This window comes from Cupriavidus sp. 291-E7 (genome assembly GCF_057798835.1).
The window spans coordinates 19,837-33,904 of sequence record NZ_JBYOJV010000002.1; the positions used below are offsets into that span (position 1 = coordinate 19,837).

10 protein-coding genes are annotated in these 14,068 nt (G+C 65.7%); 4 read left to right on the top strand and 6 right to left on the bottom strand.

Going from position 1 to position 14,068, the window contains the following annotated elements; translation table 11 throughout:
- Positions 1-41: 41 nt before the first annotated feature.
- From glcF to AC3FLX_RS03040, 6 genes are all read right to left on the bottom strand, one after another.
- Positions 42-1,313 carry a glycolate oxidase subunit GlcF gene (gene glcF, locus AC3FLX_RS03015; RefSeq protein ID WP_488693775.1) on the bottom strand — a complete coding sequence of 424 codons (1,272 nt, stop codon included), beginning with the start codon at positions 1,311-1,313 and terminating at the stop codon, positions 42-44.
- 33 nt (positions 1,314-1,346) lie between these two features.
- Positions 1,347-2,462 (bottom strand): glycolate oxidase subunit GlcE, encoded by a 1,116-nt coding sequence (gene glcE, locus AC3FLX_RS03020; RefSeq protein WP_488693776.1) that lies wholly within the window; start codon positions 2,460-2,462, stop codon positions 1,347-1,349.
- A gap of 32 nt (positions 2,463-2,494) precedes the next feature.
- Entirely contained in the window at positions 2,495-3,433 is a 939-nt protein-coding gene (locus AC3FLX_RS03025) for an ion transporter (protein ID WP_488693777.1), read from the bottom strand.
- Between the two features lie 74 nt (positions 3,434-3,507).
- Positions 3,508-5,010 (bottom strand): FAD-linked oxidase C-terminal domain-containing protein, encoded by a 1,503-nt coding sequence (locus AC3FLX_RS03030; protein WP_488693778.1) that lies wholly within the window; start codon positions 5,008-5,010, stop codon positions 3,508-3,510.
- Between the two features lie 204 nt (positions 5,011-5,214).
- Complete coding sequence (locus tag AC3FLX_RS03035) at positions 5,215-6,105, bottom strand: LysR substrate-binding domain-containing protein (protein ID WP_488693780.1); 891 nt, start codon at positions 6,103-6,105, stop codon at positions 5,215-5,217.
- Positions 6,106-6,115: 10 nt separating this feature from the next.
- The gene (locus tag AC3FLX_RS03040) at positions 6,116-7,534 is read right to left on the bottom strand and encodes an FAD-binding oxidoreductase (RefSeq protein ID WP_488693782.1); all 1,419 of its coding nucleotides are present in this window, start codon (positions 7,532-7,534) and stop codon (positions 6,116-6,118) included.
- A 205-nt stretch (positions 7,535-7,739) separates the two neighbouring features.
- On the opposite strand from AC3FLX_RS03040, the gene AC3FLX_RS03045 reads away from it, so the two are divergent.
- From AC3FLX_RS03045 to pabB, 4 genes are all read left to right on the top strand, one after another.
- Positions 7,740-8,294 (top strand): cob(I)yrinic acid a,c-diamide adenosyltransferase, encoded by a 555-nt coding sequence (locus AC3FLX_RS03045; protein WP_488693784.1) that lies wholly within the window; start codon positions 7,740-7,742, stop codon positions 8,292-8,294.
- Between the two features lie 181 nt (positions 8,295-8,475).
- On the top strand, positions 8,476-10,419 hold the full coding sequence (gene dnaK, locus AC3FLX_RS03050) for a molecular chaperone DnaK (protein ID WP_488693785.1): 1,944 nt from the start codon (positions 8,476-8,478) through the stop codon (positions 10,417-10,419).
- A gap of 172 nt (positions 10,420-10,591) precedes the next feature.
- The gene (dnaJ, locus tag AC3FLX_RS03055; RefSeq protein ID WP_488693787.1) at positions 10,592-11,734 is read left to right on the top strand and encodes a molecular chaperone DnaJ; all 1,143 of its coding nucleotides are present in this window, start codon (positions 10,592-10,594) and stop codon (positions 11,732-11,734) included.
- A gap of 477 nt (positions 11,735-12,211) precedes the next feature.
- Positions 12,212-14,011: an aminodeoxychorismate synthase component I gene (gene pabB, locus AC3FLX_RS03060; RefSeq protein ID WP_488693788.1), complete on the top strand. Its 1,800-nt coding sequence runs from the start codon at positions 12,212-12,214 to the stop codon at positions 14,009-14,011.
- Positions 14,012-14,068 lie beyond the last annotated feature (57 nt).

Sequence of the window (14,068 nt, forward strand, 5' to 3'; positions counted from 1 at the left end):
TCTCCCCGCGCCCATGTGTGGGAACGGGGAGAAAAACACACCTAGGCCGCCTGCGCCGTCACCGTCGGCGTCAGCATCCGGTCCACCAGTTCCACCCAGTGCATCACCGGCGTTTCCGTGCCGCTTTGCAGGTGCGTGATGCAGCCGATATTGGCCGTGACGATGGAGTCCGGCGACGTGGCCTGCAGCTTGTTGAGTTTGTCGTCGCGCAGCCGGTAGGACAGCTCGGGCTGTAGCACGGAGTAGGTTCCCGCCGAGCCACAACACAGGTGGCTGTCGGCGCAGAGCCGCACGTCCACGCCAAGGCGCGTCAGCAGGGCCTCCACCTTGCCGCGGATCTGCTGGCCGTGCTGCAGCGTGCAGGGCGGATGCCATGCCACGCGCCGGCCGTCGCGCGGAACCGCGCCGGCCAGGCGGTGCAGGTCGTCGGCGAAGTCGGGCAGCAGTTCCGACAGGTCGCGCGTCAGCGCCGACACCCGCGCCGCGCGTTCGGCGTATTTCGGGTCGTTGCGCAGCAGATGGCCGTAGTCCTTGACCATCGCGCCACAGCCCGATGCGGTCATGACGATCGCTTCGGCGCCGGCTTCGATATGCGGCCACCATGCGTCGATATTGGCGCGCATATTGTCGAGGCCGCCTGCGTGGTCGCCAGTGTGAAAGCGGATGGCGCCACAACATCCGGCTTCGCGCGCCAACACCAGTTGCACCCCGAGCTTGTCGAACACACGCGCCGTGGCGGCATTGATGTTGGGCGACATCGCGGGCTGCACACAACCGTCGAGCAACAACATCTTGCGCGGATGCTCGGTGCGCGGCCACGTGCCCGGCGGCGTCGGATGGGCCGGTACCTTGTTGCGCAATGTCTGAGGCAGCAGCGGACGCACGATTTGCCCGAGCTTCAGCGCCGGCCCGAACAGCGCCGGACGCGTCAGCCCTTCGCGCAGCATCCAGCGCGCTATGCGCTGCTTCACCGGGCGCTCCACACCCTGTGCGGCCAGCCGGTCATCAACGATCTGCCGGCCGATATCGACGAGCCGCCCGTAGGTCACGCCAGACGGGCAGGTCGATTCACAGTTGCGGCAGGTCAGGCAGCGATCCAGGTGCAGGCGCGTGCTTTCGGTCACGGCGTTGCCTTCGAGCACCTGCTTCATCAGGTAGATGCGGCCACGCGGGCCGTCGAGTTCGTCGCCCAGCAACTGGTAGGTGGGGCAGGTGGCGGTGCAGAAGCCGCAGTGCACGCATTTGCCGACGATCGATTTTGCCTCTTCGCCTTCGGGCGTATTGCGCAGGAATTCGGCCAGTGTCGTTTGCATGGTGGGGGATCGTTATGGTGGCGCGATGCGTTTTCAGAGTCCGGCGTACATACGCTGCGGGTTGAAGATGCCCGCGGGATCGAAGCTTGCCTTCAGCCGCTTGTGAATCGCGGCCAGCGGTGACGAAAGCGGGGTGAATACCCCGACGGACTTGTCGCCGTTGCGGAACAGCGTGGCGTGGCCACCCACGGCCCGGGCGATGGCACGCACATGGTCGGCCGATGCCGTAGTGTCGTCCGGTGCCAGCCACCAGCGCTGGCCGCCGCCCCATTCCACGAGCTGTTCACCGGGCAGCTCCAGCGGCCCGGCCACGGTCGGCACGGCAATGCGCCACAGTGCGCGGCCCGCATCGCGCGCCGGCCCGAAGAACGGATGCGTCTGTTCGCGCAGCGCCGCCCACAATTGCTGCGCGTGGCTGTTGTCGGCCACATCGCCGCCCAGGCTGTCGCGTGCCGCGCAGACGGCCGCGGTGGCGCCACTCAGCCGGACATACAGCGTGCCGGCATGCCAGGCGGAAGCCGCAATCGGCAGTGGCTTGCCGCCCCACTTGTTGAGCTGGTCGATGGCGTCGGCCTGCGACATGGCAAAACGCAGCGTGGCGTCGTCGAACGGCACGGGCAAGACCTTCAGCGATACCTCGGTGACCAGGCCAAGCGTGCCGAGCGATCCGGCCAGCAGACGCGATACGTCGTAGCCGGCCACGTTTTTCATGACCTGACCGCCGAAGTTCAGGACCTCGCCCTTGCCGTCCATCAAACGCGCCCCAAGCACGAAATCGCGCAACGCGCCCACCGACTGGCGGCGCGGCCCCGACAAGCCCGCTGCAAACGCGCCACCCAGCGTGGCGGTGCTGGCCTGGCCGTGCGCGGCGAAGTGCGGGGCCTCGAAGGCCAGCATCTGGCGATGCTCGGCCAGCGCGTCCTCGATCTCGGCCAGCGGCGTGCCGCAGCGCGCGGTGATCACCAGCTCGGCCGGGTCGTATTCGACGATGCCGCGATACGCGCGCGTGTCGAGCACGTTGCCGACCAGGGCCTGGCCATAGAAATCCTTGCTGCCGCCGCCGCGCAGCCGCAGCGGGGTGCGGCTGTCGCCGGCCTGGCGAATCGCGTCACGAAACGTTGCGAGTGTTGCGTCGAGGGTGGCTTGCATGAGGACGTGTCGTTGTGAGTTTTGAGGTTCGGTCAGCGATGCGGTGGCTTGGGCGGTGGCGCGTTTTCCACGGCCCCTTCGAGCCGGCCCTCCAGGCCGGGTTCGCTGCGGTACTCCGGCAATACGCTGCCGCAGTGCTGGCAATATTTCGCTGACGGCTCGTGGCCTTCGGTCAGGCAGTGTTCGCACGAGCGCGTGGTCAGCGGCCGCTTGATGATGCTGGCGGCCAGCTCGGCACCGACGATGCCGGTCGGGAACGCAATGATCCCGTAGCCCAGCAGGATCGTCAGCGACGTGATGAACTGTCCGATCGGCGTCTTCGGCACCATATCGCCAAAGCCCGTGGTGGTCAGCGTGACGATGGCCCAGTACATGCTGAGCGGAATGCTGGTGAAGCCGTGTTCGGGGCCTTCCACCACGTACATCACGGTGCCCAGGATCACGGTGATGATGAATACGGTGCCCAGGAACACGAAGATCTTGCGCCGGCTGTTGGTCAGCGCGCGGGCCAGGATCTCGGCTTCCTCGAAATAGACCGTGAGTTTGAGGATCCGGAACACGCGCAGCAGGCGCAGCAGCCGTACGTCGATCAGGAACGCCAGCTCGGGCACGAAGAACGACGCCCACGTGGGCATGATCGAGATGAAGTCGATGATGCCGTAGAAGCTCAGCGCGTACCGCAGCGGCCGTTTCACCACGCACAGCCGCATGACGTACTCGGCCGTGAACAGCAGCGTGAACATCCATTCGAGCGCCAGGAACACCGTGCCCAGCCGCGCGTGGATGCTCGGCACGCTGTCGAGCATCACCACGGCGACGCTGGCGACGATGGCGATCAGCAGCACGACGTCGAACAGTCGCCCGGGGCGCGTGTCCGCTTCGAAAATGATCGTGTACCAGTGCTGGCGCCAGCCGGATTCGGGCTGGCCCAGGCGCTGGCGGATCATGGCGTTGGTGTTGCGTTGTGGCATGTCTGACGATACGGGTAAGCGGGGTCAAGCGGGAACGCGGTATGCCGACGTTCGCGCCTTTCCGTGCGCGTCGGTCAGAACCGCGGGATGTCTGGATGCGGCAGCAGCCCCCGCTTGACGTGCATCTTGCCGTATTCGGCACAGCGCGCCAGCGTGGGAATGGCCTTGTCCGGATTGAGCAGGCGCGCCGGATCGAATGCCGCCTTCACGCCGAAGAACGCCTCGCACTCCTCGCGCGAGAACTGCACGCACATCGAGTTCAGCTTCTCCACGCCCACGCCATGCTCGCCGGTGACAGTGCCGCCCAGTTCGACGCAGGTCTCCAGAATGTCGGAGCCGAACAGCTCGGCGCGGTGCCATTCATCGACGTCGCCGCCATCGAACAGGATCAGGGGGTGCATGTTGCCATCGCCCGCGTGGAATACGTTGATGCATCGCAAGCCGTACTTCTGCTCCATCTGTTCGATGCGCTTGAGCAGCGTGCCGATGTGCTTGCGCGGAATCGTGCCATCCATGCAGTAGTAGTCGGGCGAGATACGCCCGGCCGCCGGGAAGGCGTTCTTGCGGCCGCTCCAGAAGCGCAGCCGCTCGGCCTCGTTCTGCGAGACCGTGATACGTGTGGCGCCCGATGCGCGCAGTACCTCGCTCATGCGGCCGATCTCTTCGGCCACTTCCTCCGGCGTGCCATCGGATTCGCACAGCAGGATCGCGGCGGCATCGAGGTCGTAGCCGGCCTTGACGAACTCTTCCACCGCGGCCGTGGCGGGGCGGTCCATCATCTCCAGCCCGGCCGGAATGATGCCCGCGGCGATCACGTCGGCCACCGCGTTGCCGCCTTTTTCCACGTCGTCGAAGCTGGCCATGATGACCTGCGCCAGCTGCGGCTTGGGTATGAGCCGGACCGTGACTTCGGTGACCACGGCGAGCATGCCCTCGGACCCGATGATCGTTGCCAGCAGGTCCAGGCCCGGCGAATCGGGGGCGTCGGAGCCAAAGACCACGACGTCGCCTTCCATCGTCACGGCGCGCACGCGCAGCACGTTGTGCACGGTCAGGCCGTATTTCAGGCAATGCACGCCGCCGGAGTTTTCGGCCACGTTGCCGCCGATCGAGCAGGCGATCTGTGACGAGGGGTCGGGTGCGTAGTAGAGGTTGTGCGGCGCGGCGGCCTCGGAAATGGCCAGATTGCGCACGCCGGGCTGCACGACGGCCGTGCGGGAATAGGGATCGACCGATACGATGCGCTTGAACTTGGCCAACGACAGCACCAGTCCACCGGCAATCGGCATGGCGCCGCCCGAGAGGCTGGTGCCGGAACCGCGCGGCACCACGGGCACGCCGAGTTCATGACACAGGCGCAGCACGGTGCAAACCTGTTCTTCGGTGTCGGGCAGCACCACCGCGTCGGGTACCTGGCGATACGCGGCCAGCCCGTCGCACTCATAGGGGATGGTGTCTTCGGCCTTCCACAGCACGGCGGACTCGGGCAGGATGGCCGCGAGCCGGGCCAGCAGCGTGGCGCGGCGCGACTCGGCGGATACATCCGCGGCAGTGTGGGCGTCTTGCGGGGCGTTCATGGCAGCAACTCCTGTGACGAACCGGGCGCCGCACGCCGGATCAACACGGGATCACAAGCGCACGGCCGGGACGGCAGACTATAGCGCAGGCACCTCGCCAGGCGGGCTCCGGCGCACGTGAATTCGGCATGCCGACCCGATCAAAATGGTTCATGCCGGGTCGAACCAGCCCGGCAGGACGCTTTCAGCGTAGTGGCTCCGGCGCTACCAGTCCAGCCCGAGCAGCCAGTCGATGAAGTAGCGCGCCTCGGGCATCAGCGGCGCCTGTTCGCGCTCGACGATGTAGTAGCCGTGCGGCGAGATCGATTCGATATCCAGCAGCTTCACCATCTGCCCGGCGGCCAGCCATTGCCGCGCCATGCGTTGGCGCACCAGTCCCACGCCCTGGTTGGAGACGATGGCTTCGAGCATCAGGCCGATATCGTTGAATTGCGCGCCGGTCTGCGGCTCGGGCCAGTCCAGCCCGGCGGTTTCGAACCACGGGCGCCACGGCTCCAGCGGGCTGCGCAGCAGTGTCAGATTGTGCAGATCCTCGGGCTTGGTCACCGCGAACCCGTTTACGCGCTCGTAGTATTCGCGCCCGCACGCCGGAAACACCGGTTCCACCAGCAGCCGCGTGGTCTTCAGGTCCGGATAGCGGCCCGTGCCATAGCGAATCTCGATGTCGGTGTCCTCGGCCTTCACATCGAGGAACGGCACGGCGAGGTGCAGCTCCAGGTCGATATGCGGATACAGCGCGCTGAACTCGGGCAGGCGCGGCACCAGATGCTGGCGGCCGAAGGTGGGCGGAATGGCCACGCGCAGCCGGGTGCGCAGCTTGTTGTACTCGGGGCGCGCAAGCTCGTTGAGCGACTTCAGCGCGTCCTGCACATTGCGCTGGTAGCGCGTGCCGGCGGCCGTAAGCCGTAGCGCCGCGTTCGAGCGCACGAACAGGTCTTCGCCCCAGAGTTCCTCAAGGTTCTTGATCCGGTGCGAGACGGCGCTCGGCGTGACCGACAGTTCTTCGGCGGCTCGCGCAAAGCTGCCCAGCCGCGCGGCCGATTCGAACGCAATCAGCAGGTGTAGCGGAGGAACGCGTTGAAAGACCGATGCCATAGCCGCGGCTTCAACGCGTAGCGTTGAAGATCTTGCCCGGGTTCAGGATGTGGTTCGGATCGAGCGCCTCCTTGATGGCGCGCATCAGGTCCAGCGCGTCCTCGCCGTGTTCCTGCACGAGGAAGCCCATCTTGTGCAGGCCCACCCCATGCTCGCCGGTGCAGGTGCCGCCCATCGCCAGCGCACGCTGCACGATCCGGCGATTGATTTCCTCGGCCTCGGCCATTTCTTCGGGTTTGCCGGTATCCACCAGGATGGCCACGTGGAAGTTGCCGTCGCCGACGTGGCCGACGATCGGGCAAGGCAGCGACGACGCGTTCAGGTCCTTTTCGGTCTCGGTCACGCAATCCGCCAGGCGCGAGATCGGCACGCACACATCGGTGGTCACCGCACGGCAGCCCGGCTTCAACTGCAGCATGGCAAAGTAGGCCGTATGGCGGGCGTTCCAGAGCCGCGAGCGGTCTTCGGGGCGGGTGGCCCATTCGAAGCCCTGGCCGCCGTGATCGGCGACGATTTCCTGCACGGTTTCGGCCTGCTCGCGCACGCCGGCCTCGGTGCCGTGGAATTCGAAGAACAGGTGCGGGGTTTCCGGCAGCGTCAGGTTGTCGTGGCGATTGATCGCGCGGATCGCCAGCGCATCCACAAACTCCACGCGCGCCACGGGCACGCCAAGCTGGATGGTCTGGATCGTGGCGCGTACGGCGTCGCCCATGCTCGGGAATGCGCAGACGGCGGCGGAGATCGCCTCGGGCTGCGGATACAGGCGCACCGTGACTTCGGCGATGATGCCCAGCGTACCTTCGCTGCCGACGAACAGTCGGGTCAGGTCGTAGCCGGCCGACGACTTGCGCGCATTCGTGCCGGTGCGGATCACGCGGCCATCGGCCGTGACCACGGTGAGTGCCAGCACGTTTTCGCGCATCGTGCCGTAGCGCACGGCGTTGGTGCCCGACGCGCGCGTGGCGCACATCCCGCCCAGCGAGGCATCCGCGCCGGGATCGATCGGAAAGAACAGCCCCGAATCCTTGATTTCCTGGTTCAGCTGCTTGCGCGTGACACCAGGCTGCACCGTCACGGTCAGGTCCTCGGGGTGCACGGCCAGCACGCGGTTCATTTGCGAGAGATCAAGGCTGACGCCGCCGGCTACGGCCAGCAGATGACCTTCCAGCGACGAACCGGCGCCATAGGCAATCAGCGGCACGCCATACGTATTGCAGAGCCTGGCCACTTCGGCCACTTCCTCCGTGCTGTGGGCAAAGACCACCGCATCGGGCAGGGCAGGCGGGAAGGGCGATTCGTCGCGGCCGTGGTGATCGCGCACGCCCGGCGAGGTGGAAAACCGCTCGGCAAAGCGCGCGGCGAGGGCATCGGCCAGCTCGGACGGGAACGGACGGCGCGCCAGCGCGGCGGCAGGGGTGGGGTGGTTCATGCGGGTCTCCGGGCGGGGCCGTATGGCTCTGTATGCAGTGGAATGCCGCTATTCTACGACTCGCTTACGCCGTGCGCGCCACCTGAAGGGCGGGCTTTTGCCGCCCATCGGCCGATAAACGGCCAATCGAAGTCCGAAGCAGGCCATAATTGCGCCACTTCGAAGGTACCGGCACGGTACGAATCCAAACCATTAGGAGACCGGCATGGGCAACCGCCTGTCCAAGATTGCCACGCGCACCGGCGACGCCGGCACCACCGGCCTGGGCGATGGCAGCCGCGTGGGCAAGAACAGCCTGCGCATTGCCGCGATCGGCGACGTGGACGAACTGAATTCGCAGATCGGGCTGCTGCTGACCGAGCCGGACCTGCCGGCCGACGTGCGCGATGCGTTGCTCCATATCCAGCACGACCTGTTCGACCTGGGCGGCGAGCTGTCGATTCCGGGGTACACGCTGCTCAAGGCACCCCAGGTGGCGCAGCTCGACGAATGGCTGGATCACTACAATGCCAGCCTGCCGCGGCTGGCCGAATTCATCCTGCCGGGCGGCAGCCGCGCCGCCGCCCAGGCCCATGTCTGCCGGACCGTGGCCCGCCGCGCCGAACGCTCGCTCGTGGAGCTGGGCGCCGCGGAGGCGCTCAACGAGGCGCCGCGCCAGTACCTGAACCGGCTGTCGGACCTGCTGTTCGTGCTGGCGCGCGTGCTGAACCGCGCCGCCGGCGGCACCGACGTGCTGTGGCAGCGCGAACGGCAGTCCTGATCCGCTTCAGATTGTGATGTAAAGATAACGTTTGGCGGAGCCGGCCCGATCCTGGGGATAAACCGAGAAAATTACTCGGAATTGCATATTTCGCCCTTGAAATGGCCCGGGACGGCCACATTTCGCCTTCAGTCAAGTTTGCAAGCCCCTGATGAGAGACAGGGCGATAGGAGAGAACACTATGGGTAAGATCATCGGTATCGACCTGGGTACCACCAACAGCTGCGTGTCGGTCCTGGAAGGCAACACGCCGAAAGTCATCGAGAATTCGGAAGGCACGCGCACCACGCCGTCGATCATCGCCTACATGGAAGATGGCGAGATCCTGGTTGGCGCCCCGGCCAAGCGTCAGGCCGTCACGAATCCGCGCAACACGCTGTATGCCGTGAAGCGCCTGATCGGCCGCAAGTTCGAAGAGAAGGAAGTCCAGAAGGACATCGGCCTGATGCCGTATGCGATCGTCAAGGCCGACAACGGCGACGCCTGGGTTGGCGTGCGCGACCAGAAGCTGGCCCCGCCGCAGGTTTCCGCCGAAGTGCTGCGCAAGATGAAGAAGACCGCCGAGGACTACCTGGGCGAGCCCGTGACCGAAGCCGTGATCACGGTGCCGGCGTACTTCAACGATTCGCAGCGCCAGGCCACCAAGGATGCCGGCCGCATCGCCGGTCTGGACGTCAAGCGCATCATCAACGAACCGACCGCTGCCGCGCTGGCGTTCGGCATGGACAAGAACGAGAAGGGCGACCGCAAGATTGCCGTGTATGACCTCGGCGGCGGCACGTTCGATATCTCGATCATCGAAATCGCCGACGTGGATGGCGAGAAGCAGTTCGAAGTGCTGTCGACCAATGGCGATACGTTCCTGGGCGGCGAAGACTTCGACCAGCGCATCATCGACTACATCATCGGCGAGTTCAAGAAGGAACAGGGCGTTGATCTGTCGAAGGACGTTCTGGCCCTGCAGCGCCTGAAGGAAGCCGCTGAAAAGGCCAAGATCGAACTGTCGAGCTCGCAGCAGACCGAGATCAACCTGCCGTACATCACGGCCGACGCCTCGGGTCCGAAGCACTTGAACCTGAAGATCACGCGCGCCAAGCTCGAAGCGCTGGTGGAAGACCTGATCTCGCGCACGATCGAACCGTGCCGTACCGCGATCAAGGACGCCGGCGTCAAGGTCAGCGACATCGACGACGTGATCCTGGTGGGCGGCATGACCCGCATGCCCAAGGTGCAGGAGCAGGTGCGCGAGTTCTTCGGCAAGGAAGCCCGCAAGGACGTGAATCCGGACGAAGCCGTGGCCGTGGGTGCCGCCATCCAGGGTTCGGTGCTGTCTGGTGACCGTACCGACGTGCTGCTGCTGGACGTGACGCCGCTGTCGCTGGGTATCGAGACGCTTGGTGGCGTGATGACCAAGATGATCACGAAGAACACGACCATCCCGACCAAGCACGCCCAGGTCTTCTCGACCGCCGACGACAACCAGCCGGCCGTGACGATCAAGGTGTTCCAGGGCGAGCGCGAGATGGCCAGCGGCAACAAGCTGCTGGGCGAGTTCAACCTGGAAGGCATTCCGCCGTCGCCGCGCGGCACGCCGCAGATCGAAGTCTCGTTCGACATCGACGCCAACGGCATTCTGCACGTGGGCGCCAAGGACAAGGCTACCGGCAAGGAAAACCGCATCACGATCAAGGCGAACTCGGGTCTGTCGGAAGACGAGATCCTGCGCATGGTCAAGGACGCCGAGGCCAACGCCGAGGAAGACAAGCGTGCCCGTGAGCTGGCTGATGCCCGCAACCAGGCCGACGCGCTGATCCACTCGGCCCGCAAGGCCCTGACCGAGCATGGCGACAAGCTCGAAGCCGGCGAGAAGGAAAAGATCGAAACCGCGATCAAGGAACTGGAAGACGCCGCTCGCGGCGGCGACAAGGCCGAGATCGACGCCAAGGTCAATGCACTGTCGGAAGCCAGCCAGAAGCTGGGCGAGAAGGTCTACGCCGACATGCAGGCCAAGGCTGGTGAAGGCGGCGCCGCGGGTGCGGCCGGTGGTGCGGGCGCGCAGCAGGCCCAGCCGCAGGACGACAACGTCGTGGATGCCGAGTTCAAGGAAGTGAACGACAAGAAGTAAGCGGGAAGGGGGCGGCGGCGCGGGTGATGCCGGCGCCGCCGCCCGTTCCCGACGCCGGGCGACGGTGGTCTGACTCAGGGTGCAAACCACGGTCGGACACCGCGCTCGGCTTTTTTGCTTATCGCCAGGCGGGTGTTTTGTGACCCGTCCGGCCAATCAGGTATGAGCCACCATGGCAAAACGTGACTACTACGAAGTGCTCGGGGTAGGCAAGAACGCGAGCGAAGACGAAATCAAGAAGGTTTATCGCAAGCTCGCGATGAAATTCCATCCGGACCGCAATCCGGATAACAAGGAAGCCGAGGAAAAATTCAAGGAGGTCAAGGAAGCCTACGAGATGCTTTCCGACCCCGAGAAGCGGGCTGCCTATGACCAGTACGGCCATGCCGGCGTGGACCCGAACATGGCCGGCGGATTTGGTGCCGGCGGGTTTGGCGGCGGCGGCTTTGCCGAGGCGTTCGGCGACATCTTTGGCGATATCTTCGGCCAGGCGGCCGGCGGTGGCGCGCGTCGTGGTAACGGGCCGCAGGCCTACCGCGGCGCCGACCTGCGCTACAGCATGGAGATTTCGCTGGAGCAGGCCGCGCACGGCCACGAGGCGCAGATTCGCGTGCCCCACTGGGACGACTGCGACCACTGCCACGGCAAGGGTGCCGAGCCGGGTTCGACGGTGGAAACCTGCCCGACCTGTAACGGCATTGGCCAGGTGCGTGTGTCGCAGGGCTTCTTCACGATGCAGCAGACCTGCCCGAAGTGTCATGGCAGCGGCAAGTTCATCCCGAAGCCGTGCACCAAGTGCCACGGCCAGGGCAAGCTGAAGTCGCAGAAGACGCTCGAGGTGAAGATTCCGGCTGGTATCGACGAAGGCATGCGCATCCGGTCGTCGGGCAACGGTGAGCCGGGCATCAACGGCGGGCCGCCGGGCGATCTGTACGTCGAGGTGCATATCAAGGCGCACGAGGTATTCGAGCGCGACGGTGACGACCTGCACTGCCAGATGCCGATCTCGTTCGCCACGGCAGCGTTGGGCGGCGAGCTCGAGGTGCCGACGCTGGGCGGCAAGGCGAGTTTCCCGGTGCCCGAAGGCACGCAGGCCGGCAAGACGTTCCGGTTGCGCGGCAAGGGCATCAAGGGCGTGCGCTCGGGCTATCCCGGCGACCTCTACGTGCATGTGAACGTGGAAACGCCGGTCAAGCTGACCGACGCCCAGAAGGAACTGCTGCGCCAGTTCGACCGCTCGGTGCATGAGGGCGGATCGCGCCACAGCCCACAGGAACAGTCCTGGCTGGACAAGGTGAAGAGCTTCTTCAGCTAAGCCAGCGCGCCGTTGGAAACTGAAACCGGCTACGTGTGTAACGTGGCCGGTTTTTTTATGTATCGTTAGCGAAGGAACGGCCAGCCCTCTCCCCCGACCCCTCTCCCGCGCGCGGGAGAGGGGAGCAACCGATGGCAACCGATACGCCGGTGTCGTTCTCCCCCCTCCCGCCTGCGGGAGCGAGGGGAGCAACCGATGGCAATCGATACGCCCGTGTCGTTCTCCCCCTCCCGCGTGCGGGAGCGAGGGGAGCAACCGATGGCAATCGATATGCCCGTGTCGTTCTCCCCCTCCCGCTTGCGGGAGCGAGGGGAGTAAGCCGATGGCATCCGATATGCCCGCGTTGTTCTCCCCTCTCCCGCTTGCGGGAGAGGGGCTGGGGGAGAGGGCAGGCGGTTCGTATCCCGACCACGCTCGCACAAATTGATTTCGCCAACCGATCCCTTTGTCCTGCTAGACGACGCCCACGCACCAGGCGTGGCTGCCTCACGCCTGTACACCGGCTTCGTGCGCGAAGACACCGTCCCGGCCGGTACCGATGCCGCCGCGCTGGACACGCTGTTGGCGCAAGGCTGGCACGATGGCCTGCACGTCGCGCTGTTCGCGCCATACGAATTTGGCGGCCACCTCGTAGGCGCGCCGGTCCACGTCGACGAACAACTACCGTTCCACGATGGCGCCTTGCGTCTGCTCTGGTTCCGCACGCTGTCCCTGCTCGATGCCGGCCAGGTCAAGCAGTGGGTCGATGCCCATGCGTTGCCGGGACCAGCGGGGATGCTCGACGTGGCCGGCAACCTGTCGCGCCAGCAGTACACCGCTGCCATCGCCCATATCCACGACTACATCAAGGCGGGCGATACCTACCAGGTGAACTTCACGCAGCGGCTACGCTTTCAGGTATTCGGCGATCCGACCGCGCTGTACGCCGCACTGCGTGACGCCCAGCCGGTGCCGTTCGGCGCGCTCGCTCGATTGCCTGGCGATTGCTGGGTACTCTCGCTGTCGCCAGAGTTGTTCGTGGCGCACGATGGCAACGGTCACCTCGTGGCGCGCCCGATGAAAGGTACGGCACCGCGTACCGGCGATGCTGAGCAGGACGTGCGGTCCGCCAAGGTCCTGGCAGCCGATCCGAAAAATCGGGCCGAAAATGTGATGATCGTCGACCTGCTGCGCAACGACCTGGGGCGGCTCGCCGTGCCCGGCAGCGTGGCGGTTCCCGATCGCTTCGTCGTTGAGCCGTTCGGCCGCGTGCTGCAGATGACATCGACGGTCACCGCCACGGCGCGGCCTGCCACGTCGTTCGGCGGTCTCATGCAGGCGCTGTTCCCGTGCGGCTCGATCACCGGCGCGCCCAAGCGCCGCACCATGCAGATCATTGCCGAGCTGGAATCGTCACCGCGCGGCCTTTATACCGGATCGATCGGCTGGCTCGACGCGCCACGCGATGGCGCCGCGCTGGGCGCCTTCGGCATGTCCGTGGCGATCCGCACGCTGGTGCTGGACGCAACGGGACATGACGGCCTGCGGCAAGGCGAGCTGGGTGTGGGCGGCGGCATCGTGCACGACAGCGTGGCGGACGACGAATTTGCCGAGTGCGGCTGGAAGGCGCGCTTTCTTACCGCGCATGATCCCGGCTTTACGCTGTTCGAAACCATGCATGCGTGCGACGGGGTGATCCTGCATCGGGAGCGGCATCTCGCGCGCATCGCAAGATCATCGAAATCGTGCGGATTCGCGTTCGACCTGCCAGCCGCGCGCGCGGCATTGCAGGCCGAGGCCGGACGCCTTGGCGATGGCAACTGGCGACTGCGGATGAGCGTCGACAAACGCGGTGTGATTGCATTTGCCTCCGGCGCGCTGGTGCCGTTGAAAAACGACACGGTGGACGTCGAACTGGCGGACACACGATTACCCGTGGCCGACCCACTGCGCCGCCACAAGCTCAGCGCACGCAGCATTTTCGATCAGGGCTGGCAATCCGCCGAGCGCGCCGGGGCATTCGACCGCCTGTTCTTCAACACGCGCGACGAACTGCTCGAAGGCGGACGTAGCTCGGTATTCGTGAAGGTGGATGGTCAGTGGCTGACGCCGCCGCTATCGGCGGACATCCTGCCGGGCGTAATGCGGGCCGTGGTGATGGAGGAGGGCGATGCACGCATCGACGGACCGGTGTCCGAAGCCACGGTGACACGCGACATGGTGCTGCGGGCCGAGGCGATCGTTATCGCCAATGCACTGCGGGGGACGATGGGGGCGCGGCTGCGTATCGCACCCTGAAGGTTGTCTACCCTCTCCCATTCACGGAAGAGGGTAGTCAGAACGGCGAGGGATTCA

Coding starts and splice junctions, on each gene's coding strand:
- glcF (WP_488693775.1), bottom strand. CDS start 1,313: ATGCAAACGACACTGGCCGAATTCCTGCGCAATACGCCCGAAGGCGAA.
- glcE (WP_488693776.1), bottom strand. CDS start 2,462: ATGCAAGCCACCCTCGACGCAACACTCGCAACGTTTCGTGACGCGATT.
- AC3FLX_RS03025 (WP_488693777.1), bottom strand. CDS start 3,433: ATGCCACAACGCAACACCAACGCCATGATCCGCCAGCGCCTGGGCCAG.
- AC3FLX_RS03030 (WP_488693778.1), bottom strand. CDS start 5,010: ATGAACGCCCCGCAAGACGCCCACACTGCCGCGGATGTATCCGCCGAG.
- AC3FLX_RS03035 (WP_488693780.1), bottom strand. CDS start 6,105: ATGGCATCGGTCTTTCAACGCGTTCCTCCGCTACACCTGCTGATTGCG.
- AC3FLX_RS03040 (WP_488693782.1), bottom strand. CDS start 7,534: ATGAACCACCCCACCCCTGCCGCCGCGCTGGCGCGCCGTCCGTTCCCG.
- AC3FLX_RS03045 (WP_488693784.1), top strand. CDS start 7,740: ATGGGCAACCGCCTGTCCAAGATTGCCACGCGCACCGGCGACGCCGGC.
- dnaK (WP_488693785.1), top strand. CDS start 8,476: ATGGGTAAGATCATCGGTATCGACCTGGGTACCACCAACAGCTGCGTG.
- dnaJ (WP_488693787.1), top strand. CDS start 10,592: ATGGCAAAACGTGACTACTACGAAGTGCTCGGGGTAGGCAAGAACGCG.